A 22,337-nucleotide genomic window follows, 5' to 3' on the forward strand; every position below is an offset into this window, starting at 1 on the left:
CATGATGCTCGAGTGGGCGTCATTGCGTAACAGAGCGGACGTACGAGAGGCGAATGGTCCCGCTTCGTCCGGCGGCGCGGCCGAAACAACATCACCAAAGAAAACTGGCATCTCGCTTGCACTGGGCGGCGGTTGCGCAAGAGGCTGGGCGCATATCGGCGTGCTGCGCGCGCTCGATGAAGCCGGCATCGAGGTTTCGATGATTGCCGGCACCTCGATCGGCGCGCTGGTCGGCGGCTGTTACCTCGCCGGAAAACTGGACGAGTTGGAAGAGTTCGCCCGCAGCCTGACCAGGCGGCGCATCTTCGGCCTGCTCGATCTAAACCTGCGCGGCAGCGGTCTGTTCGGCGGCATGAAGCTGGATGCTCGCCTGCGTGAGCATGTGGCCGGCATTCGCTTTGAGGATTTGTCCAAGCCGTTCGTCGCGGTCGCTTCCGAAATCCGCACCGGCCATGAGATTTGGCTGTCGAACGGTTCGCTGATAACAGCCATGCGCGCTTCCTATGCCTTGCCCGGCGTGTTCGAGCCGGTGACTTGCAATGGTCGCGTGCTGGTCGACGGAGCTTTGGTCAATCCGGTGCCGGTGTCGGTCTGCCGTGCCTATGAGCAGCCGCTGGTTGTCGCGGTCAACCTTCATTACGACCTGTTCGGCCGTGCCGCCGTCATCAAGCATAGCGCCGGCGAACTGGTCGTCGAGAACGATGCGCCGCGCAGTGGCCAATTCGACCCTGAGCACCGGGCACATCAGACGCGGCTTGGCATCACCGGCGTCATGGTCGAGGCCTTCAACATCATCCAGGATCGAATCTCGCGCGCCAGGCTTGCCGGCGATCCGCCCGACATGTCGCTGCAGCCCAAGCTCAGCCACATCGGCCTGACCGAATTCCACCGCGCCGACGAGGCGATCCAGATCGGCTATAGGGCGACGATGGCACAGATCGGCGAACTGACCCGGCTTCAGACGGTTCTCGCCTGATCAAAGACGCATCAGGCGCGTGCCGCGTCGACGATGCGGAACTGCACGCTGCGATTGCCGTTCCAGTAATTGCCCGACAATGAGCCGGCGACGTGGATCGTCTTACCACGGTTCTTGAACAGGAAGTCGCCGAGCACCGTGTCGACGGCACGAAAGGCGATCGCCTGGATGCGACCGCCACTGCCCGACTGGAGGTCGGCGCGGATGTGGTTGGTGCCGACCAGCCGGGCGTCGGCCAGCCGATGGCGAGGCAGCGCGAAAACAGGCGCGACATGCCCTGCACCGAACGGGCCGGCCTTTTCCAGCGCATCCAGCAAGGCCAGCGTCGCACCCTCGGCGGCAAGCGCGCCGTCGATCGCCAGGCTTTCCTCGTCTTGCAATCGGAACACGTCGGCCGCTGCGCGCTCCTCGAAAAATGCCCTGAGCTCGCCGAGCCGCGTGCGCTCGACGGTAATGCCGGCTGCCATGCCATGGCCGCCGCCCTTGACGATCAGCCCGGCATCTGCGGCTTCGCGCACCAGCCGGCCGAGATCGAAGCCCGACACCGAGCGACCTGAACCGGTGCCGGTGCCGGTGGCGTTGAAGGCGATGGCGAAGGCCGGCCGTCGGGCATGGTCCTTGAGCCTGGAGGCAAGCAGGCCGACGATGCCGGGATGCCAGTTGGTGCTAGCGGTAACGACGATGGCCGGCCCGCTGCCGCCGGCAAGCTCGGCATCGGCCTCGGCACGCGCCGCGGCCAGCATCTCGTGTTCCATCAGCTGCCGCTCCTGGTTGAGCCGATCGAGCGTCTCGGCGATGGTGCGGGCCTCGACCGGATCGTCGGTCGCAAGCAGCCGGCTGCCGAGGGCGGCGTCGCCGATGCGCCCGCCGGCGTTTATGCGCGGTCCGATCAGGTAGGCCAGATGGAAGGTGCTGAGCGGCTCGCCGACGCGCGAGACCCGCGCCAGCGCAGACATTCCCTCGTTCTTCTGCTGGCGCGCCACTTGCAAGCCCTTGACGACGAAGGCACGGTTGACGCCGGTGAGCGGCACCACATCGCAGACCGTGGCCAGCGCCACGAGATCGAGCAGCGAGAGCAGGTCCGGCGGCGTGGCGTCGGCCAGCCGGCCGCGCAGGACCTTGGCCGTCTGCACCAGCGCGAGAAAAACCACTCCGGCGGCGCAGAGATGGCCCTGCCCGGAAAGGTCGTCGTCGCGGTTGGGGTTGACCACCGCGTGTGCCGCCGGCAAGGCGCCGCCGACCTGGTGATGGTCGAGCACCACGACATCGGCACCGGCGGCATTGGCCGCGTCGATGGAAGCCGCGCTGTTGGTGCCGCAATCGACGGTGACGATCAGCGTCGCGCCGCGCGAGACGAGCTCGCGCATGGCTTCGGGATTGGGACCGTAACCCTCGAAGATACGATCGGGAATGTAGATTTCCGACGATATCGAGAAATGCGCGAGGAAGCGTTTGAGCAAGGCCGACGAGGCGGCGCCATCGACATCGTAGTCGCCGAAGATCGCCACCTTCTCCCGGGCCATCACCGCGGCGGCTATTCGAATGGCCGCCTTGTCCATGTCGGTCAGCGAAGCCGGGTCCGGCAGCAGGTCGCGGATCGTCGGGTCGAGAAAGCGCTCCGCCTGTTCCGCCGTCACGCCACGTCCGGCAAGCACGCGCGCGACGATATCGGGCACGCCGTGCCCCTGTGCGATGGCAAGCGCGACCATGTCCTGCCGCTCGGTCAGCCGATGTTCCCAGGAAACACCGGTGGCCGACTGTCGGACATCGAGAAAAAGGCGTCTCTCGCCCGTCATGCGAGGCGACGTTTGCGGATGATCATTGCCCACAATATGCGACGGCCAGTCAGGAATGCATCAAAACTTTTCCAGGTCCTGATGCCGGGCCTTGATCTCGCGCACGGTGCGCGACGACGAGCGCAGCACGATCGTGTGCGTTGTGATGTAGTTGCGGCCGAACTTGACGCCTGCCAGCATGTTGCCGTCGGTGACGCCGGTGGCCGCGAACAACACATCGCCGCGCGCCATGTCCTCGGCCCGGTAGACCCGCTTCGGGTCGGCAATACCCATCTTGCCGGCGCGGGCGACCTTTTCGGGCGTGTCGAGGATCAAGCGGCCCTGCATCTGGCCACCCGTGCAGCGCAGCGCCGCGGCGGCCAGCACCCCCTCCGGCGCGCCGCCAATGCCGAGATAGATGTCGATGCCGGTTTCCTCGGGATCGGTGGTGTGGATGACACCGGCGACGTCGCCATCGCCGATCAGCCGGATTGCCGCCCCGGTGGCGCGCACGGCGTCGATCAGCTTGCCATGGCGCGGACGGTCGAGGATGCAAGCGGTAACGTCGGACACCGCGACGCCCTTGGCCTTTGCCAGGCTGGCTATGTTTTCGGCCGGCGAGGCATCGATGTCGATGACGCCCTCGGCATAGCCCGGGCCGATGGCGATCTTGTCCATGTAGACGTCGGGCGCGAACAGCAGGCTGCCCTTCTCGGCGATGGCGATCACGGCCAGCGCGTTGGGCAGGTTCTTGGCGCAGATCGTGGTGCCTTCCAGCGGGTCGAGCGCAATGTCGACCGCCGGGCCTTTGCCGGTGCCGACCTCCTCTCCGATATAGAGCATCGGCGCCTCGTCCCGCTCGCCTTCGCCGATCACCACCGTGCCCTTGATGGCGAGGCGATTGAGCTCCTGGCGCATGGCGTCCACCGCGACCTGGTCGGCGGCCTTTTCGTCACCGCGTCCGCGCAGCCTGGCGGCCGCGACGGCGGCGCGCTCGGTTACGCGCACCAGTTCCATGGTGAGTATCCGGTCAAGTCCGGCGATAATGTTGTGGGCCACGTTCATCAGGTCGATCCTCGTTCGCATGCCGCCTCCCGCCGGAGGCGCGCCTCTTGTGTCAAACGAGCATGACAACGGCAAGACCTCTCGAAGGTTTTCTCGAAAAGCCTGCAATATCAACCGATTAAATTATGGATAGCACGATTCCGGCGAACCTGGGCCGCTTTCAAAGTAGGTATCGAGATCTAAAACACGGCCAGATATTTCAATAGCGAAACGATGCCGATGATGATGACGATGATCTGCGCGATCTGCCGCATCCTGGCGTCCAGCGGCAATCGCTGAATGAGGTAAAGCACCAGAATGATCACCAGGAACGTGATCAGGATGCCGATCAGGACGGAAGAAGCCATAGTGCTCCCCTGGAAATTGCTCGACGGACAGGTAAGCCGGCAAAAACCGGCTCGGTCGTTACCGGATCAATACCAGCGGCGCTGGCTGTCATTCATCGACTGGCCAACGGCGAGGCCGGCCAGAAAACCCAGCAGCCCGATGACGCCGACCACTGCCGTCGTCGTGCCCGGGTTTTCACGCGCGACCTCCGAGACCGCCTGGGCGTGGCTGCGCAACTGCTGAGCCGTTCGCGACGCACGGCTCGCCGCGCTGTCGTAGACGTCGGATGCCTGAGCCGAGGCCTCGTCAACCAGTTCCGCACCTCGCTCCGAAAGGCTCTTGTTGATCCTGGTGATCTCCTTGCGCAGGTCGGCGATCTGCTTTTCGAGCGTCTTTTGGATGTCGTCGATCTGGGGGGTGTCGGATTTCGATGTTTCGGCCATTGGCATTCCCTCGGTTTGCACCTCGTGAGAACGGCGCTGGCCGGGATTGGTTCCGGCGAGCCAGGCAGCGGCATCGGCCGCAACAGTATCGTCGCAGCAATCCAGTGGTGCGCGACGGAAGGAAATATCTATCCTGCCCGTTCGATCCGGATGACCTGCGGCTTGTCGGTCAGGTGACCATCCTTGGTGATACCGTCCACGGCCTTGCGCACCGCGGCTTCGGTGGTCTCGTGGGTGACGAGGATCACCGTCTTTTGCGCCGCCGCTTCGCCGCTGATCGCGTGCTGGACGATCGATTCCAGCGAGATATCGTTGTCGGCCATGCGCTTGGCGATGGCCGCGAACACGCCAATGCGGTCATGCACGGTCAGCCGGATGAAATAGCCGCCGGCATGGCTGCGCATCTGCGCCTTCTTGTAAGGCTTCAATTCCCTCGCCGGCCTGCCGAAGACCGGGCCGTGCTGGAAGCCGGGACGGCTCTTTGCTATATCGGCGATGTCGCCGATGACGGCCGAGGCGGTGGCATTGCCGCCGGCGCCGGGGCCGGAGAGCAGCAGTTCGCCGAGGATGTCGGTCTCGATCGCCACCGCATTGATGACGCCGTGGACCTGCGCGATCACCGAGGCCGTCGGCACCATGGTCGGATGCACGCGCTGCTCGATGCCGCTCTCGGTGCGCTGGGCAACGCCAAGCAGCTTGATCCGGTAGCCGAGATCGCCGGCCGCACGGATATCGGCCTGGGTGATGTTCGAGATGCCTTCCATGTAGATGTCGTTGGCGGCGATCTTGGTGCCGAAGGCCAGGCTGGTCAGGATCGACAGCTTGTGCGCGGTGTCATGGCCTTCGATGTCGAAGGTCGGGTCGGCCTCGGCATAGCCCAGCCGCTGCGCGTCCTTGAGGCAGGCGTCGAACGAGATGCCTTCGGCCTCCATCCGGGTCAGGATATAGTTGCAGGTACCGTTGAGAATACCGAAGACACGGGTGACCGAGTTGCCGGCCATCGCCTCGCGCATCGTCTTGATAACGGGAATGCCGCCCGCCACCGCGGCCTCGTAGTTGAGCAGCACGCCCTTCTTCTCGGCGATCTCGGCGAGCGCGACGCCATGTTTGGCCAGCAGCGCCTTGTTCGCGGTAACGACATGGCGGCCGGCCTCGAGCGCCGTCTTCACAGCCGCAAACGCTGGCCCCTCGTCGCCGCCGATCAGCTCGACGAAAACGTCGATCTCGGCGGCCTGCGCCATCTTGACAGGATCGTCGAACCATTTCGCGGCATTGAGATCGACCCCGCGGTCGCGCTTGGGATCACGCGCCGAAACCGCCGACACGACGATGTCGCGCCCACACTGCCGTGTCAGTTCCGCCGCCTTGTCGCGCAGCACGCGCGCCACTGACGCGCCGACCGTGCCGAGGCCGGCAATTCCAACACGCAGAGCTTCAGCCATGGCCGGCGATGTCCCCCGAAAGATCAAACGAAATTGTGTGCGGAAAGCTTACCGATGGGCGGAAAGCGGCACGACATTGTTGGGTTGCTTGGCGCTGGTCGCCAGGAAGCGCTTGATGTTGCGCGCCGCCTGCCGGATCCGGTGCTCGTTCTCGACCAGCGCGACACGCACGAAATCATCGCCATGTTCGCCGAAGCCGACGCCTGGCGCCACCGCAACGTCGGCATGTTCGATGAGCAGCTTGGAGAATTCGAGCGAGCCGAGATGGCGGAACGGCTCCGGAATCGGAGCCCAGGCGAACATGGACGCAGCCGGAGCCGGAATGGTCCAGCCCGCGCGGCCGAAAGCATCGACCATCACGTCGCGCCGCTTGTGGTAGATGTCGCGCACTTCGGCGATGTCGGCGCCGTCGCCGTTGAGCGCGTGCGCGGCCGCCACCTGGATCGGGGTGAACGCACCGTAATCGAGATAGGATTTCACCCGGGTCAGCGCCGAGATAAGCCGCTCGTTGCCGACCGCAAAGCCCATGCGCCAGCCGGGCATGGAGAAGGTCTTCGACATGGAGGTGAACTCGACGCAAACGTCGATCGCGCCCGGCACCTGCAGCACCGAAGGCGGCGGATTGCCGTCGAAATAGATCTCCGAATAGGCAAGGTCCGACAGGATGATGATGTCGTTCTTCTTCGCGAACGCCACCACGTCCTTGTAAAAATCGAGCGAGGCGACCAGCGCCGTCGGGTTCGACGGGTAGTTGAGGATCAGCGCCAGCGGCTTCGGAATCGAATGGCGGATGCCGCGCTCGACCGCCGGGATGAAACCGTCATCGGGTTCCACCTGCAGCGACCGGATGACGCCGCCCGACATGATGAAGCCGAAAGCATGGATCGGGTAGGTTGGATTCGGGCACAGGATCACGTCGCCAGGGGCGGTGATCGCCTGCGCCATGTTGGCGAAGCCCTCTTTCGAACCCAGCGTTGCCACCACTTGCGTATCGGGATCAAGCTTCACGCCGAAGCGGCGCTGATAGTAAGCGGCCTGGGCGCGGCGCAGGCCCGGAATGCCGCGCGAGGAGGAATAGCGATGGGTGCGCGGATCGCGCACCACTTCGCACAATTTGTCGACGATTGCCTTGGGCGTCGGCAGGTCCGGATTGCCCATGCCGAGGTCAATGATGTCGGCGCCGCGCGAGCGGGCGCTGGCCTTGAGCCGGTTGACCTGCTCGAAGACATAGGGCGGAAGCCGGCGGACCTTGTGAAACTCTTCCATGGCAGTTCCAGACATCACTTGGCGTTTGGCAAGGCGCACCGTGTCGGCAAGTGCCTTGGGCGCGCGCTATATACTTATTTGCAGGTAGGGTCGAGGGTGGGGTCGCATTTGCCTTCGATCTGCTTCAGCGTCTGCGCGCCATGCTTGCTGGCCAGGTCCGTCAGCGCCGCCTGATTGGTGACGTTGGGGGCGCCGCCATTGGCTGCCTGCGCGCTTTCGTCCCCCTTCAATTCCGCGAGCCTGGCATTCCTCTCGGCATCGGTGAACTGTTTGGCCGCTACTTTCGGCGGGATGTTCAGGTTCGGAAAGGTGCCGGTATCCTTCGGTCCCGCTGATGTGGCGATGGGCACCGGGCCGCTGGTATTGGTGCTCGAGCAGGCCCCAAGGCACAGCAGGGCAATTGCCGCACCGATGCGGCAAAAACGACCGGCGCCGAAAAAAACAGTCTCGCCAATGTTAATCGTCATATTGTTTCCTTGGCAGCCGGGGTAGAGCGAGGTTGGACCCAGTCGGATGTCCCATGGTAATATGTCAAGAAAACGCTTCGGGAGGAACCCCGCGCACCATGTCCAAAACACCCGATTCGGGCAAAGCGGAAGATGGCGGACCTTCGACGGTCGAGCAATATCTGGTGAAGGACCCGGAACGCTTCGCCCTGAACATGGCGCGCATGATCGAGCAGGCCGGCAAGGCGGCTTCCGCCTGGGCCGAGCCGCGCGAGAAGGGCGAAGTGCGCGACCATGTCGCCGAACCGGTCGTCGACATGGTGAAGACCTTCTCCAAGCTCAGCGATTACTGGCTTGCCGACCCACAACGCGCGCTCGAAGCGCAGACGCGGCTGTTCGCCGGCTATATGACGGTTTGGGCGAACGCCATCCAGCGCGTCAGCGCCGATGCCGAGCGAACCGAGGACGCGGTCAAGCCGGAGCGCGGCGACAAGCGTTTCCAGGATCCGGAATGGGGCCGCAACGCCTTCTTCGATTTCTTGAAACAGGCCTATCTCGTCACCTCGCGCTGGGCGGCTGATCTTGTCGAGCACGCCGAAGGCCTGGATGACCACACCCGCCACAAGGCGAGCTTCTACGTCAAGCAGGTGTCCAACGCCATCTCGCCGTCGAATTTCATCCTGACCAATCCGGAACTGTTTCGCGAAACCATCGCCTCGAACGGCGAAAATCTTGTGCGCGGCATGAAGATGCTGGCCGAGGACATCGCGGCCGGCAAGGGCGACCTGAAGCTGCGTCAGGCCGACTACTCGCCCTTCGAGATCGGCCGCAACATCGCCACCACCCCCGGCAAGGTGGTCGGCCGCAGCGACGTCGCCGAGATCATTCAATACGATCCCGCCACCGAGACGGTGCTGAAACGGCCGCTGCTGATCTGCCCGCCCTGGATCAACAAGTTCTACATACTCGACCTCAACCCGCAGAAATCCTTCATCCGCTGGGCGATCGAACAGGGCCACACCGTGTTCGTCATCTCCTGGATCAACCCTGATGAACGCCACGGCATGAAGAACTGGGAGGCTTATACAAGAGAGGGGCTGCAATACGGCCTCGACACTATCGAGAAGGCCACAGGCGAGAAAGAGGTCAACGCTATCGGCTACTGCGTCGGCGGCACGTTGCTGGCGGCGGCACTTGCCCTGCTGGCGCAGGAGGGTGACGATCGCATCAAATCGGCGACCTTCTTCACCACCCAGGTCGATTTCACCTATGCCGGCGACCTCAAGGTGTTCGTCGACGAGGAACAGGTCGCGGCGGTGGAAAAGGCGATGAACGAAAAGGGCTATCTCGACGGCACCAAGATGGCGACCGCCTTCAACATGCTGCGCTCGGGCGACCTGATCTGGCCCTATGTCGTCAACAACTACATGCGCGGCAAGGATCCCCTGCCCTTCGACCTGCTTTACTGGAATGCCGATTCGACACGCATGGCGGCGGCCAACCACTCCTTCTATTTGCGCAACTGCTATCTCGAGAACAACCTCTCGCGCGGCAGGATGGAACTTGCCGGACGCACCGTTTCGCTCGCCGACATCAAGATCCCCGTCTACAACCTCGCCTCCAGGGAAGACCACATCGCTCCCGCGCTGTCCGTCTTCCTCGGCTCGAAATATTTCGGTGGCGAGGTCGAATACGTGATGGCGGGCTCCGGTCATATCGCCGGCGTCGTCAACCCGCCCGCATCGGGCAAGTACCAGTACTGGACCGGCGGCAAGCCGGAGGGCGACTTCGGCGAGTGGATCGCAAGGGCCACCGACCATCCTGGCTCCTGGTGGCGGCACTGGCAGAGCTGGATAGAGGCTAAGGACAATAATCGCGTGCCTGCCCGCAAAGCAGGCAAGCATATGAAAACTTTTGGTGATGCCCCCGGCACCTATGTCAAGGTGCGTGTGTAACCGACTGTAATGTCTGGTGAGTTGACGGACCCGTAAAAGCGGGCGAAATGGTGTCGTCAACCATCTTGCCGCCTAAATTCGGCAATTGCCGCAAAAATACTTCCAGGCTTGCTGATTTGACACAGGTCTCGTTTCCGGATCGGAGACAAGGGGCACCTCGACGCAGCCGTTCGGACGCCGCGCCAAGGATATACCGATCGGATATCGAGGGGGAATTTGACTTTGAAATCAGCAGGGTGGAGCCTCGCGAAGGGAGAACGCCGCACCATTGCGGCGGCGCTCTGCTCCGTGCTCCTGGCCTCCTGCACCTCGGCCGGCGACCCCACAATGTCGGTTGGCATGCCCGGCTACAATGCCTCCGCGTCGGACATCAACGCAGCCTCGACAAACAAGCCGATCGTGGCCGGCGATTCGTCGTCGCAGACGGCGACCACGCAGACCACAGTGATGGCGGAAGGCGACACAGCGCTGCCCGAGACGGTCGCCTACGTGCCGATTACCAAGCCGCAGGCGGCCTTCCCGCTCACCGCGCCGGCTGAAGCTGAAACGATTGCCGGAAACACGCCGCAATCGCTGGAGCAGCAGCCGCAGACGGCGCAGCAGACCGATGCGGCGGCGCAGAAGATCGCCGCCGCCGACGCGGCCGTGACGGCGCCGAAGCAGGCCGCCACACCGGCGATGAACAATCCGGTCTATGTGACCGCTGGCGAGGCGCAGCAAGCGGAGGCGCCGAAGAAAAGGGGTTTCCTGGCCTCGATGTTTGGCGCCACGCCGGCTTCGGCGAAGCCCGCTCCACTGGTCAACACGCGCGCAGGCGAACAGCCGGCTGTGCAGGCCAAGCCCGCCCCGGCGGCGGCAAAGCCGATCATTACACTGGCCTCGGCCGATTTCACGGCGAAACCGGTGCAGCTGGCTTCGCTCGGCGACGACTCAGGTCACATCACCGGCAGCGATGCCCTGCCGGGCGTCCGCCAGACGGCGCTGTTCGAGATCAAGCGCAAATCCGGCCTCGACGACGAAAGCGACGTCGACCTCAACGAGGATGAAGGTTCGGGCGGCCTCTACCAGGTAGCCTCCGCCGCCGGCATGGCGCGCCTCGCGCCTAACGGCCTCTTGAAGCAGAACGAGAGCGTCGACGTGGCGTGCCTCAAGCCCTCGCTGGTGCGCGTGCTCAAGACGATCGAAGGCCACTACGGCCGCAAGATGGTCGTCACCTCCGGCTATCGCGACCCCGCCCGCAACCGCCGTGCCAACGGCGCCAAGAATTCGCTGCACATGTATTGCGCCGCCGCCGACATCCAGGTGCCGGGCGTCTCGAAATGGGAGCTGGCGAGCTACGTCAGGACGATGCCCGGCCGCGGCGGCGTCGGCACCTACTGCCACACCGAATCGGTCCATGTCGACGTCGGCCCCGAGCGCGACTGGAACTGGCGCTGCCGCCGGCGCAGCGGTGGCGAAGGCTGACCAGGGCCGGTTCGGCTGGACGCGCCAAAGCGCGTCGCGCTGAAACGGAGCTCACTGTTGAGCGACATGCATTTCATCGGGCCGCTTCCGCAATCGTCTGAAAAGTGCCCGGAAATCCACGCGGCGGCTGGTGACGGCCGCCAGAAAAATTGCCGCTGGCGCTGCGTGAATCACTCGCTTCGGCAGGCGGGAAAAAAGTTGTCCAAGCCGGCACCTGACGGGTTGCCGGTTGCGCACAACGCCAGTATAAGCCGCTTTTATCTGAGCGCGCCCATCGTCTAGCGGTCAGGACACCGCCCTTTCACGGCGGTAACAGGGGTTCGATTCCCCTTGGGCGTACCAGCTTCACTCGATGTCCCCTCCGCTCCTTTCGGCGTCAAGAGCTATTGCGCCGGACAGGGTAACACCCCCTTCCGAAACGTCATTTTACGTGTTGACCATTCCGCCGCCTCGACCTTGTCGAGGGCAAGGCTCGATGGTTAAATCGGCTTTCCCAGGGGATGCTAATATGGCAGTTCACCTTTCGGCGGATGCTCGAGCTCCTGCGGCGACGCCGCCACAAAGATATCTCTTTGGCCCGCTGGCCGACTTCCTCATGCTTGGCGGCAGCGCATTCCTGATTTTGCCGGCCCTGTTCTTCGTGCCTACCAAATACGACAGCCTTGTTGCGGCGGCGATGTTTTTCCTGGCCTACTTGATAAACTATCCGCATTTCGCCCACTCTTACCAACTCTTCTATCGCAATTTTGGAAGCAAGGTGCGCGGCGAGGGATACGACAGGGGCCTCCAGATCCGCTACATTTTCGCCGGCATTGTCGTTCCCCTGCTCATGGTCGGGTTTTTTGCTTACGGCTCGATAACGGCGAACGGCCGGCTGCTCGGAAACGCAGCCAACGCGATGTTCTTTTTCGTGGGCTGGCACTACGTCAAGCAAGGCTACGGCATGTTGATGGTGGACGCCGTGTTGAAGCGCAGGTTCTTCACCAATCCGGACAAGAAAATTTTGCTGGTCAACAGCTATGCCGTATGGCTGTTCGCATGGCTTCAGACGAACACGGCGGTCAGCCAAGCAAAATATTACGGCTTGGAATATTATACGTTTGCCACGCCTGCGTGGCTCAACACGATTGCGCTGTCGGCCGCGGCCGCTTCCACGGCCGCCACCGTCGTGATGCTGATCAATCGCTGGAGTAAAAATGGCGGCAGCCTGCCGTATAACGGCGTCGTCGCTTATATCGCATCCCTATATCTTTGGATCCTGGTCGTGAGAATAAACCCGCTCTGGCTGCTCGTGGTGCCGGCTCTCCATTCGCTGCAGTACCTGGCCGTGGTCTGGCGCTATCAAAGCAATGTCGAGCGTGACGGTCCCGATGCACAAAAGGTTCCGGACTCCAGAATCCTCTCCGTTCTTGGTCCGATCTACAGGACGCGAGTCCTGGGGTTCGTCGTCGCCGGCGGGATCCTCGGCGGTCTCGGTTTCTGGCTGATCCCGGCGGCACTGACTGCCTTGATCCCTTACGACAAGGAAGTCCTGGGTTCGTCGCTGTTCTTCTTCATAGTGCTGATCTTCATCAACGTGCACCACTACTTCCTTGACAACGTCATGTGGCGACGCGGCAACCCCGAAGTTTCAAAATATCTGTTCCGCTAGCGGTGGCATGGACCGGCTGTGGGACGCCTTGCGGAGCACTTCAGGCGGAAAGAATTGGCATCGGCTCAGCGGCCGCGCCGGCCGATATCTCTTTTTGCACGGCGAAGAAGAACCTGCGCACCTCGTCGCTGGCCGCCGCCCTGTCCCTGCCTGACCTGACGACGAGATCGAACAACTCCGTCGCCTTGGCCCTCCAGAACGAGGTGGCGCTGTCGCCATGCAAACTGTCGAGCCTGGCAGCCACCTCCCGAACCAGGAATGCCTGACGGTCAATCGGGAATGCACGGATTTTTTCTGGGGACATCTTCCGAACCACGAGACTGACGCAACGAATCAACCATTGCCGAACAAGCATGGCGTAGCCGCGAAAGTGGAAACGGAAGCTTAATGGCATCGGCATCGATGCTTCGTTCGGCCAGGAGAACGAAGAGCGCAGCGTACCTCAGGCTTGCAGCCCTCTCGCCTGGCCACCGCGCTTGCGCGGCGCCATCATGTCCCGGGCCATCAGCCCGGTCACCCGGCAGAACGCCATGAACGCCCGGCAGGCATCCTCGGTCTTGACCACGTCCACGGTGGCGCCGAAGCAGGCGTTGAAGGCCTTCTGGTAAATCGGGCCTTGCCGGCGCAGCGGCCAGGCCTGGAGAAAATCAAGGGCCTGTTCGACGCTGTAGATCTCCTCGACAGGCAGGCCGGGTCCGGGCGCGATACGCACCGGCACCTCGAATTGCAGTCTGTCCATCCGCCATCTCCCGAACTGTCGTCACCAGCGGCAACGCCATCCGTCGTAAAAAGTTGCTCTGGCCGGTCGCTACCGCAGGAATGTGGCGTCTCCGCGGTCATGGACGTTTTGCCGCAGCCGCCGCAAGCAAGCGCCAAGGCGCCCGGCCTTGTCGAGCGCGGGCGCCTTGGCGGTCCGGCTACTGGTTGGCGGGATCGGTCTCCGCATCGAAGGCCATGCGCACCGCCGTAAGCAGCACGAGAGCAGACGGCACAGCGAAAATCCCGCCAGGGACAAGTGCCCCTGTCGCCGAAAGGCCGAGCGTCTCCGTCAGCGCCCAGTAGACGGTTCCGATACAGATGAGCGCCTGGACGGAAAGGAAAATGGCGGCGCAGGCCGCGCGCGAAAGGCTCTTGAGTGTCTTGATACGTTGCATGGAAACAATCCGGAAATGACGCGCTACGCACCGCTGCGCGACCGAAGCCGCCGCGCGGATCGAGGCGCGAACAGGAAGTGGTTTGAGTGAAGGAGCGGTTGAAACCGCTCAGGCCGGAACCGATGGCGGCGCGCGCGGCTGATTGGCAGTCGCCCACGGTGTGCGGGCGTCCCTGTCGGCGGCGACGACCTCTGCCGGCGGAACCGAAACAAACCAGGAAAAGACGGTGTCCCGAGCCGGCAGGGCCGGATGGCCGCCGGCGAACTTAACCAGGGCCGGCCGGCCGGAACGAACTTCCAGCGCCTGCCCCTTGCCGGTGATGCGCAGCAGCGCCGCCGCTTCGCCGGACCGCTCCACGCCGGCGCTGGCGACACCGGAGGCTGCTCCGGCAAAGACGGGCACCTCCGCCCGGCCAAGCGACAGCATCGCCAGCAGCACAAGGCTCATCAGCAATGAGCAGGCCGCCTTCAACGGCGCTTCAGGCAATCTGGCGTGCTCGACGCTCATGAAATCTCCAAAAACCTCCCTCGCCCTACCGCACGGTCGACTGAAAGGGAAGGAACAAGGGCGTCAAGGACACCGGGGCGCGCCGAATATCCCTGCCGCTTGGTCGTGTCCGGGCAGTTCTTCCTTGAACCTTTTGCCCTCAAGTGCCAAATCTGGGGAGATTTTCACGCCGGCTCCCTTGCAGAGCCACACCGGCAAGACGGACACCAATGGTCACTTATCTCGACGCCGCCACGGCACCGCTCAGAAACACCGGCCAGATCCGCCTCTATGGCGAGGAAGGTTTTGCCGGCATGCGCAAGGCATGCGACCTCACGGCGCGCTGCCTCGACGAACTGGTGCCGATGGTTGCGCCCGGCGTCACCACCGACACCATAGATCGTTTCGTTTTCGAGTTCGGCATGGATCATGGCGCGCTGCCGGCGACGCTCAACTACCGCGGCTACACCAAGTCTTCCTGCACCTCGATCAATCATGTCGTCTGCCATGGCATCCCCGACAACAAGCCGCTGAAGGATGGCGACATCGTCAACATCGACGTCACCTACATCCTCGACGGCTGGCACGGCGATTCCTCGCGCATGTACCCCGTCGGCACCATAAAACGCGCGGCGGAACGCCTGCTCGAAGTCACCCACGAATGCCTGATGCGCGGCATTGCCGCGATCAGGCCTGGCGCCCGCACCGGCGCCATTGGCGCGGCCATCCAGAGCTATGCCGAGGGCGAGCGCTGCTCGGTGGTGCGCGACTTCTGCGGCCACGGCGTCGGCCAGTTGTTCCACGACGCGCCCAATATCCTGCATTATGGCAGCGCCAATGAGGGCGTCGAGATGCGGCCCGGCATGATCTTCACCGTCGAGCCGATGATCAACCTCGGCCGGCCGCATGTGAAAGTCCTGTCGGACGGCTGGACCGCGGTGACACGCGACCGCTCGCTGTCGGCGCAATACGAACACACGATCGGCGTGACCGACACCGGCTGCGAGATCTTCACGCTCTCCCCCAAAAAGCTCGACCGCCCCGGCCTGCCAGCCTAATGTTTCGTTCTCCCGGCGCTCGCGGTCGGGGAGCTGGGGGGCAGACGAGATGTCAGGTGACGACGACGAGCGCAGTTTCTTTGCAGAAAAGCCTGCGCAGCTTTCCGCGACCATGCACTCTCCTGGGACAGCCCGGCCTCCTGCGAAGGCCAGGAGGATCGAGGAGAAGCCGCATTATCTCGGCCATCGCGACCGTTTGCGCGAACGCTTCGCCTCGGCAGGTCCGGACGCCCTGCCCGACTATGAGCTTCTGGAACTCCTGCTCTTCCGCCTGATCCCGCGCGCCGACACCAAGCCGGTCGCCAAGGCGCTGCTCTCCCGCTTCGGTACCCTGGCCGAGGTGCTTGGCGCGCCCGTCGGCCTCCTCCAGGAGGTCAAGGGCGTGGGCCCGGTGGTAGCGCTCGACCTGAAGGTCATTGCGGCGACGGCCCAGCGCATGGCGCGCAGCGAGGTCCATGGCCGCGAAATCCTCTCCTCTTGGCAGCAGCTTCTCGACTATTGCCGGTCAGCCATGGCCTTCGAGGCGCGCGAGCAGTTCCGCATCCTGTTCCTCGACAAGAAGAACACGCTGATTGCCGACGAGGTGCAGCAGACCGGCACTGTTGACCATACGCCCGTCTATCCGCGTGAGGTGGTCAAGCGCGCTCTCGAACTGTCGGCGACGGCAATCATCCTGGTGCACAACCACCCGTCGGGCGATCCGACGCCATCGCGTGCCGATATCGAGATGACCAAGGAGATCATCGACGCGGCCAAGCGGCTGGGCATTTCCGTGCATGACCACATCATCATCGGTCGCAAGGGCTATTCCAGCATGAAGGGCTTGCTGCTGATCTAGATCATCGGCTCGGCGAAGCTATCCGAATGAAAGCAGGCAATTCGCCGACGCAGTCTTTCGGCTTAAGAATTGAAAAACGTTCAATTCTGGAACGAATGACCCGCAATTGGGGCCACATCGCCATAGTTTTCCAAGTTTCTCTGCAAATTCCAGACCTTTTTAGAAGATAATTCCGTTGAGGGGCGGCATTTCCGTTGATACCGTTTGAAACGCTTCAATCGGAGCCAACCATTGCAACGCAAGCGCCCAACCATAGCGGATGTCGCACGCGCGGCCGGTGTCTCCATCGGAACGGTGTCGAACTTCATCAACGGGACTGCCGGCCTGAAGGAGGCCACGCGCGAACGCATCGAAAAGGCGATCGCCACGCTGATGTACCGGCCGAGTTCGTTTGCGCGCTCGCTGCCGGGCCGCGCGCCCCACAGGCCGAAGAATCTCGATCATCTGCCGAGGCTCCTGGTCGCGGGCCGGGTCAGTGTCGACTTTCTCTGCCGCGTCGACGTCCTGCCGCATCGCGACGACCGCATCACAGCCAGCCATATCGAGAAGGCGCTGGGCGGGCCCGCGGCCAATCTCGCGGTTGCCGCCGCCGGTGTTGGGGCGCCCTACGCTCTCGACGTGGAACTGGCGACGGCGGTCGGTGAAGACCCGGAGAGTGACTGGGCGCTCGGCGCGCTTTCCAAACTGGGCGTCCACGCATTGCCGATCCGCAACACGCCCAACAACCGCCTTTCGCAGGCCATCGTGATCATCGAGCGCAATGGCAGCCGCACGATCATCAGTGAACCGTTCGAACTCGGCGAGATCGATCTGACCGCCAATCTGGACATCCAGCCCGAGCCGCGCCCGGCCTGTCTTCACATCGAAGGCTTCCACTACGAAACGATGACCGCTTCCATCGCGCGCTTTCATCAGGCCGGCTGGAGGGTGAGCCTGCATTCGGCCGGCCTGCCCAAGAGCGCACGCACGCCTGAAACCTTCACGCAGATGGTCCGGCACATCGACCTGACCTTCATCAACGATGTGATGATGCGGGAGATTTTCGACTTTCGCTCCAGGATGGCGACGATGATCGAAGAGGTGCGGCTGATGCTGGCGCGCATCAAGCCGCGCGGAACGGTCGTGCTCACTCTCGGCGAGTTTGGCGCGGTCGTCTTTCCGGCGAATGGCGGACCGCAGATCGAGGTGCCGGCACTGCCTGTCGACCGCGTCGATGCGACGGGCGCCGGCGACAGTTTCGCCGGCATATTCCTAAGCCTCTGGCTGCATGGTGCGTCGCTGGACGACGCCGCCCGCCATGCGGCGATCGGCGCGAGCCTGACGACCACGGTCGAAGGCGCACAGGGCTACATCGCGGATTTCGCGACTTTGAAGGCTGCCGCTTTGGCGAACAACGCCATGTTGGCAAGCTGAACCAACAACTTACGGGAACCCAGGAGAGTATTGGTCATGGCGAAAACAAGAGTGCTTCTGGTCGGCGAGAGCTGGATGAGTTCGGCGACCCACTACAAGGGGTTCGATCAGTTCGGCAGCGTCACCTTTCACCTGGGCGCGACGCCGCTGGTCGATGCCTTGAAGAGCAGCGAATTCGACCTCGACTACATGCCGGCCCATGAAGCCGTCGAAAAGCTGCCTTTCACCACGGAGGGCCTGTCGCAATACAAGGCCATCATCCTCTCCGACATCGGCGCGAACTCGCTGCTGCTTCACCCCGATGTCTGGCTGCACGGCAAGACAGTGCCCAACCGGCTCAAGCTTCTGCGCGACTGGACGCAGGCCGGTGGTGGCATGGTCATGATCGGCGGCTATTTCTCTTTCCAGGGCATCGACGGCAAGGCGCGCTGGCACCGCACGGCCGTCGAGGAGGCGCTGCCGGTAACCTGCCTCCCCTATGACGACCGGCTCGAGATTCCCGAAGGGTTCCGGCCTGAAATCACCGGCCCCAAGGAACACCCGATTTTTGCCGGCATCGAAGGCGAATGGCCGCTGCTGCTCGGCGCCAACGAGGTCATCGCTCGCGATCGCGACGACGTCGAAATCCTCGCACGGTTGCCGCAGGATCAGGGCGGCCATCCGCTGCTGGTCACCGGCCGCCATGGCCAGGGCCGCACGCTGGCCTGGACGTCGGACATCGGCCCGCATTGGCTGCCCAACAGCTTCGTGGAATGGCCGGGCTATGCGCGTCTTTGGACCAACGTGCTGCGCTGGGTCAGCAAGGCCGTCTAGCCGACCAGCAACCGCCGGGGAACCGCCATGACAGAACCGTTTCTTGTCGCCAGAAATATCGCAAAGCGCTTCGGCGCTCTGACTGCGCTTGCCGATGTCGACCTGGAAATCCGCTCCGGCGAGGTGCTGGCGCTTCTCGGCGACAACGGCGCCGGCAAATCCACCTTCATCAAGATCCTGGCGGGCGCCCATCCGCCCAGCGATGGAAAGCTTCTCATCGAGGGCAATCCGGTGGCTTTCTCCTCGCCCAAGGATGCGGCGTCGTCGGGGATCGCGACGATCTTTCAGGAACTGGCGCTCTCGGAAAACCTGTCGATTGCCGAAAACGTCTTTCTCGGCCGCGAATTGAAACGCTCCATTTTGGGTATTCCCTTCCTGAAGCGCAAGGAAATGCGCCAGCGCGTCGACGGCCTGCTGAAAGAGCTCGACGCGCATATTTCCGATCCGGAAGCACCCGTCGGCAGCCTGTCCGGCGGTCAGCGCCAGGCCGTGGCCATCTGCCGGGCCCTCAATCTGAATGCCAGGCTGGTCATCATGGACGAGCCGACGGCGGCCCTTGCCGTCGCCGAAACCCGCAAGGTTCTGGCACTGACGCGGCGGCTTGCCGCGCGCGGTTGTGCCGTCGTCCTCATCAGCCACAACATTTCCGAAGTGTTCGAGGTCGCCGACCGCATCGTGGTGTTCCGGCGCGGCCGCAAGGTGGCCGAACGGCTGGCGGCCGAGACCAATCACGAGGAAGTCGTTTCGCTCATAACAGGCGCTCATCCCGACGTGCGGGCGCTTGAAAAATCAAACTGAAATGCACGTCCATTCCAGAGAGGATAAACCAATGCTTTCTCAACTCAAAAAAGCGCTCGCCGTTTCCGTGCTGTCACTCGTGGTCGCCACGGCGGCGCATGCCGCCGACAAGCCCAAGGTCGCCTTCGTCCCGCAATTGATCGGCATACCCTATTTCAATGCCATGGAAGCCGGCGGCAATCGCGCCGCGAAGGACCTGGGCGTCGATTTCATCTATTCCGGCCCCGTCGACACCAACCCGGTCGATCAGTTGCAGATCGTGCAGAACCTGATCGACCAGGGTGTCCAGGCGATCTCGGTCAGCGTGCTGGATGCGTCCAGCATCGCGCCCGTCGTCGAGAGCGCCAAGGCCAAGGGCATCAAGCTTTTCACCAGCGACAGCGATGCACCCGACAGCGGCCGTGCCGTCTATGTGGCGCAGGCGACCGACGAAGGGCTCGGCACGACGATCATCGATGAGTTGGTGAAGCGCGTCGGCGAGGACGCCACGATCGGCATCGTCTCCGGCGAGGCGACGGCGTCCAATCTCAACGCCTGGATCGGCTTCATGCAGAAAGAGGCCACCGCCAAATATCCGAAGCTGAAACTGCTCGCTCCGCAATTCGCCGGCGGCACGGCCGAGCGCGCCGCGCAGATATCAGGCGATCTCATGGCCGCCAATCCCGACATCAAGGCCATCATCGCCGTCGCATCCTCGACCTGTCCGGGCGTCGCCCAGGCCATCGAAACCGCCGGCAAGATCGGCTCCGTCATAGGCACGGGCTATTGCAGCCCGAACACGGCGCGATCCTACCTGAAGAGCGGCGCCTTCGGCTTCACCGTGCTGTGGGATCCCGAACAGCTGGGCTATCTCACGGTCTGGGCCGGCAAGCAGTTGATCGACGGCAAGAGCTTCGAAGCGGAAAACAAGATCGCCGGCCTCGAAAAGCCCGCCACCTATGATGCCGCCAAGGGCATCCTGCTGCTCGGGCCGCCGGCGGTCTTCACCAAGGACAATGTCGACAAGTTCAACTTCTGAGCCTTGGGATGAACACGGTGCGACAGTTTGGAGACGGCGTTTTGGCCATGAACGGGCGAGAGTGGTCCTTGCTTGCCGCCTGTCTCCTGGCGATCGTCATCTTTTCTGTCGCATCGCCCCACTACGCGACGCCAGGCAATGCGGCGACGGTCCTGCGCAACAGCGTCGAACTGCTGCTGATCGGCCTTGGCATGACATTGCTGCTTGCCATGGGCGGCATCGACGTGTCGATCGGCATCATCATGGGCCTCGCGGCCATTGCCATCGGCCGCGTGCTCAGCGCCGACGGCAGTCCGCTGCTGGCGCTCATCGCTGGCCCGGCGGTCGGTGCGCTGCTCGGCTGCGTGACGGCCACCGTCGTCGTCCTCGGTCGCGTTCCGGCAATCGTGGGAACGCTCGGCCTGCTTGGCGTCTACCGCACCGCCGTCTTTGTCCTTCTCGGCGGGCAGTGGCTCTCGGGCCTGCCCTCGAGCCTTACCAATGTTCTGGCAACCACCGTACTCGGCATTCCGGTCCCAGCCATCGTCATTGCCATCGCCTATCTGGTCGTCTGGCTGGCATTGCGGCGAACCCCCTACGGCCCGCATCTGCTCGCGATCGGCAATTCCGAGGAAAAGGCGCGGCTGTCCGGAATCCCCGTAGTCAAGGTACGCTTCATGACCTTCGTCATCAGTGGCGTCCTGACTGGCATTGCCGCCACGTTTTACGTCGCCACCTACCGCAACGTGGAGATGACGATCGGCAGCACGCTGGCGCTCGATGCGATCGCCGCGGTCATTCTCGGCGGCACGAGCATATTGGGCGGCAGATGCAGCTTGATCGGCACGGTCTTCGGCGTACTGCTTCTGAGAATTCTCCAGAATGGATTGCTTCTGATCGGCGTCCCCTCGCTTTGGCAGCCTGTGGTTACCGGCGTTCTCATCATCGGCGTGCTCGGCTTCGAAGCCGTCTCCAACCGGCTGCCGCTTGCCCAATTCCTGCGAGCCCGCGCATGAACAGGATCCGGAACCTGCAGGGCCCCGCCCTCACTTTGGCTCTGCTGTGCGGCCTTTGGCTGGTCGTTATTGTCGGCCTGCTGGCGCTCAAGCCTTCGGTCTTCAATCTCGGCACCGTCACCACGATTTTGCAATTTTCGACGATCCTGGCCCTGGTCGGCCTTGGACAGGCGCTGGTCGTCCTGGCCGGGGGCGCGGGCATCGACCTGTCCGTTGGCGGCGCCGTTTCGCTCTCGGCGATCGTTGCCATGCTTTCCCTGAAGCTGGGGTTGCCACCCCTTCTGTTGCCGGTCGTCTGCATCCTGGCTGGCGCTATGCTCGGCGCCTTGAACGGATGGCTGGTGAACGGGCTCGCCCTTCTCCCCTTCATCGCGACGCTGGGAACATTTTTCGTGTATTCCGGCCTGGCGCTTGCGGTCACCGGCGGCGCGGCCCAGTCCGGCGTGCCTGCCTGGCTGCTAGTTTGGGGGCGCGGTGCGATCATGGGCATCCCCGTGCCTTTCCTTACGCTCGCCGTCCCCTGCTTCGCGCTTGCCGGTCTCGTGCTGCTCTCGACGGCCTGGGGGCGCTGGATCTACGCCATGGGCTTCAATGAACGTTCGGCCAAACTGGTCGGCATCCCGGTCGATCGCGTGCGCTTCATCCTTTATGTGCTGAGCGGCGCGCTTGCCGGTGCGGCCGGCCTCGTCTCTCTCGCCTGGCTCGGCAGCGGCAGGCCCAATATCGGCCAGAACCTCGAACTGGAATCGCTGACCGCGGCCATGCTGGGAGGCATCGTCATCACTGGCGGGCGCGGTGGCGTCGGCGGCGTGTTCGCGGCCGTCCTGCTGCTGGTCACGTTGAAGACCGGCCTTTTGCAATTGAACATCAACACGGTCTGGCAGGTGGGGATTGTCGGCGCCCTTCTGGTTTTCGTCCTTCTCGCCGACCGACTTTCCCAACGTTGGAGATAAC

24 protein-coding genes and 1 tRNA gene are annotated in these 22,337 nt (G+C 63.4%); 14 read left to right on the plus strand and 11 right to left on the minus strand.

All coding sequences use genetic code 11. The annotated features are described in order from the left end of the window. Positions 1 to 4: 4 nt before the first annotated feature. Positions 5 to 976, plus strand: coding sequence for a patatin family protein (locus tag FJ443_RS17650; protein WP_140495825.1), 972 nt, complete (start codon positions 5 to 7; stop codon positions 974 to 976). Between the two features lie 11 nt (positions 977 to 987). Here the strand turns inward: FJ443_RS17650 and recJ are convergent, their stop codons facing one another. The 7 genes from recJ to FJ443_RS17685 form a co-directional block, all read right to left on the minus strand. Continuing rightward, positions 988 to 2,772, minus strand: a complete 1,785-nt coding sequence (gene recJ / locus FJ443_RS17655) for a single-stranded-DNA-specific exonuclease RecJ (protein ID WP_140517061.1) — start codon at positions 2,770 to 2,772, stop codon at positions 988 to 990. A 60-nt stretch (positions 2,773 to 2,832) separates the two neighbouring features. After that, positions 2,833 to 3,816, minus strand: a complete 984-nt coding sequence (glpX, locus tag FJ443_RS17660) for a class II fructose-bisphosphatase (protein ID WP_140495884.1) — start codon at positions 3,814 to 3,816, stop codon at positions 2,833 to 2,835. Between the two features lie 179 nt (positions 3,817 to 3,995). After that, a complete protein-coding gene (locus FJ443_RS17665; protein ID WP_140495823.1) occupies positions 3,996 to 4,163 on the minus strand; it encodes a Thivi_2564 family membrane protein in 168 nt (55 codons plus the stop codon). Positions 4,164 to 4,229: 66 nt separating this feature from the next. Beyond that, positions 4,230 to 4,586 carry a hypothetical protein gene (locus tag FJ443_RS17670; protein WP_140495822.1) on the minus strand — a complete coding sequence of 119 codons (357 nt, stop codon included), beginning with the start codon at positions 4,584 to 4,586 and terminating at the stop codon, positions 4,230 to 4,232. Positions 4,587 to 4,714: 128 nt separating this feature from the next. Continuing rightward, complete coding sequence (locus tag FJ443_RS17675; RefSeq protein ID WP_140665083.1) at positions 4,715 to 6,028, minus strand: homoserine dehydrogenase; 1,314 nt, start codon at positions 6,026 to 6,028, stop codon at positions 4,715 to 4,717. A 48-nt stretch (positions 6,029 to 6,076) separates the two neighbouring features. Beyond that, positions 6,077 to 7,294, minus strand: a complete 1,218-nt coding sequence (locus FJ443_RS17680; RefSeq protein ID WP_140495820.1) for an LL-diaminopimelate aminotransferase — start codon at positions 7,292 to 7,294, stop codon at positions 6,077 to 6,079. 74 nt (positions 7,295 to 7,368) lie between these two features. Beyond that, positions 7,369 to 7,761 carry a hypothetical protein gene (locus FJ443_RS17685; protein ID WP_140495819.1) on the minus strand — a complete coding sequence of 131 codons (393 nt, stop codon included), beginning with the start codon at positions 7,759 to 7,761 and terminating at the stop codon, positions 7,369 to 7,371. Positions 7,762 to 7,859: 98 nt separating this feature from the next. Between FJ443_RS17685 and phaC the strand changes: the two genes are divergently transcribed. From phaC to FJ443_RS17710, 5 genes are all read left to right on the plus strand, one after another. Beyond that, positions 7,860 to 9,695, plus strand: a complete 1,836-nt coding sequence (phaC, locus tag FJ443_RS17690) for a class I poly(R)-hydroxyalkanoic acid synthase (RefSeq protein WP_140665086.1) — start codon at positions 7,860 to 7,862, stop codon at positions 9,693 to 9,695. Positions 9,696 to 9,911: 216 nt separating this feature from the next. Beyond that, positions 9,912 to 11,159, plus strand: coding sequence for a YcbK family protein (locus tag FJ443_RS17695; RefSeq protein WP_140665089.1), 1,248 nt, complete (start codon positions 9,912 to 9,914; stop codon positions 11,157 to 11,159). 57 nt (positions 11,160 to 11,216) lie between these two features. After that, complete coding sequence (locus FJ443_RS17700) at positions 11,217 to 11,441, plus strand: hypothetical protein (protein ID WP_140517073.1); 225 nt, start codon at positions 11,217 to 11,219, stop codon at positions 11,439 to 11,441. Further along, a tRNA-Glu gene (locus tag FJ443_RS17705) sits at positions 11,427 to 11,501 on the plus strand. The genes FJ443_RS17700 and FJ443_RS17705 overlap by 15 nt, the downstream gene beginning before the upstream one ends. 166 nt (positions 11,502 to 11,667) lie before the next feature. Then, positions 11,668 to 12,810, plus strand: coding sequence for a hypothetical protein (locus FJ443_RS17710; RefSeq protein WP_140665092.1), 1,143 nt, complete (start codon positions 11,668 to 11,670; stop codon positions 12,808 to 12,810). Between the two features lie 40 nt (positions 12,811 to 12,850). Here the strand turns inward: FJ443_RS17710 and FJ443_RS17715 are convergent, their stop codons facing one another. From FJ443_RS17715 to FJ443_RS17730, 4 genes are all read right to left on the minus strand, one after another. Next, a complete protein-coding gene (locus tag FJ443_RS17715) occupies positions 12,851 to 13,210 on the minus strand; it encodes a DUF6074 family protein (protein ID WP_226880309.1) in 360 nt (119 codons plus the stop codon). A gap of 42 nt (positions 13,211 to 13,252) precedes the next feature. Then, positions 13,253 to 13,549: a DUF982 domain-containing protein gene (locus FJ443_RS17720; RefSeq protein WP_140517077.1), complete on the minus strand. Its 297-nt coding sequence runs from the start codon at positions 13,547 to 13,549 to the stop codon at positions 13,253 to 13,255. 178 nt (positions 13,550 to 13,727) lie between these two features. Then, complete coding sequence (locus tag FJ443_RS17725; RefSeq protein ID WP_140521010.1) at positions 13,728 to 13,964, minus strand: hypothetical protein; 237 nt, start codon at positions 13,962 to 13,964, stop codon at positions 13,728 to 13,730. Positions 13,965 to 14,072: 108 nt separating this feature from the next. Beyond that, complete coding sequence (locus FJ443_RS17730) at positions 14,073 to 14,471, minus strand: hypothetical protein (protein ID WP_140521011.1); 399 nt, start codon at positions 14,469 to 14,471, stop codon at positions 14,073 to 14,075. Positions 14,472 to 14,680: 209 nt separating this feature from the next. Between FJ443_RS17730 and map the strand changes: the two genes are divergently transcribed. The 8 genes from map to FJ443_RS17770 all read left to right on the plus strand — a co-directional run bounded on the left by map (position 14,681) and on the right by FJ443_RS17770 (position 22,336). Further along, positions 14,681 to 15,508, plus strand: coding sequence for a type I methionyl aminopeptidase (map, locus tag FJ443_RS17735; RefSeq protein ID WP_140517079.1), 828 nt, complete (start codon positions 14,681 to 14,683; stop codon positions 15,506 to 15,508). 49 nt (positions 15,509 to 15,557) lie between these two features. Then, positions 15,558 to 16,346, plus strand: coding sequence for a DNA repair protein RadC (gene radC / locus FJ443_RS17740; protein WP_140521012.1), 789 nt, complete (start codon positions 15,558 to 15,560; stop codon positions 16,344 to 16,346). A 231-nt stretch (positions 16,347 to 16,577) separates the two neighbouring features. Then, positions 16,578 to 17,759, plus strand: a complete 1,182-nt coding sequence (locus tag FJ443_RS17745; RefSeq protein ID WP_140521013.1) for a PfkB family carbohydrate kinase — start codon at positions 16,578 to 16,580, stop codon at positions 17,757 to 17,759. Positions 17,760 to 17,795: 36 nt separating this feature from the next. Next, a complete protein-coding gene (locus FJ443_RS17750; protein WP_140665095.1) occupies positions 17,796 to 18,572 on the plus strand; it encodes a glutamine amidotransferase in 777 nt (258 codons plus the stop codon). A 27-nt stretch (positions 18,573 to 18,599) separates the two neighbouring features. Further along, positions 18,600 to 19,370, plus strand: coding sequence for an ATP-binding cassette domain-containing protein (locus FJ443_RS17755; RefSeq protein WP_140495806.1), 771 nt, complete (start codon positions 18,600 to 18,602; stop codon positions 19,368 to 19,370). Between the two features lie 31 nt (positions 19,371 to 19,401). Then, positions 19,402 to 20,388 carry an autoinducer 2 ABC transporter substrate-binding protein gene (locus tag FJ443_RS17760; RefSeq protein WP_140495805.1) on the plus strand — a complete coding sequence of 329 codons (987 nt, stop codon included), beginning with the start codon at positions 19,402 to 19,404 and terminating at the stop codon, positions 20,386 to 20,388. Between the two features lie 8 nt (positions 20,389 to 20,396). After that, positions 20,397 to 21,383 carry an ABC transporter permease gene (locus tag FJ443_RS17765; protein WP_181175000.1) on the plus strand — a complete coding sequence of 329 codons (987 nt, stop codon included), beginning with the start codon at positions 20,397 to 20,399 and terminating at the stop codon, positions 21,381 to 21,383. After that, positions 21,380 to 22,336: an ABC transporter permease gene (locus FJ443_RS17770; protein ID WP_140561491.1), complete on the plus strand. Its 957-nt coding sequence runs from the start codon at positions 21,380 to 21,382 to the stop codon at positions 22,334 to 22,336. The genes FJ443_RS17765 and FJ443_RS17770 overlap by 4 nt, the downstream gene beginning before the upstream one ends. Position 22,337 lies beyond the last annotated feature (1 nt).

The organism is Mesorhizobium sp. B2-6-1, assembly GCF_006440475.1.
Classification (GTDB): domain Bacteria; phylum Pseudomonadota; class Alphaproteobacteria; order Rhizobiales; family Rhizobiaceae; genus Mesorhizobium.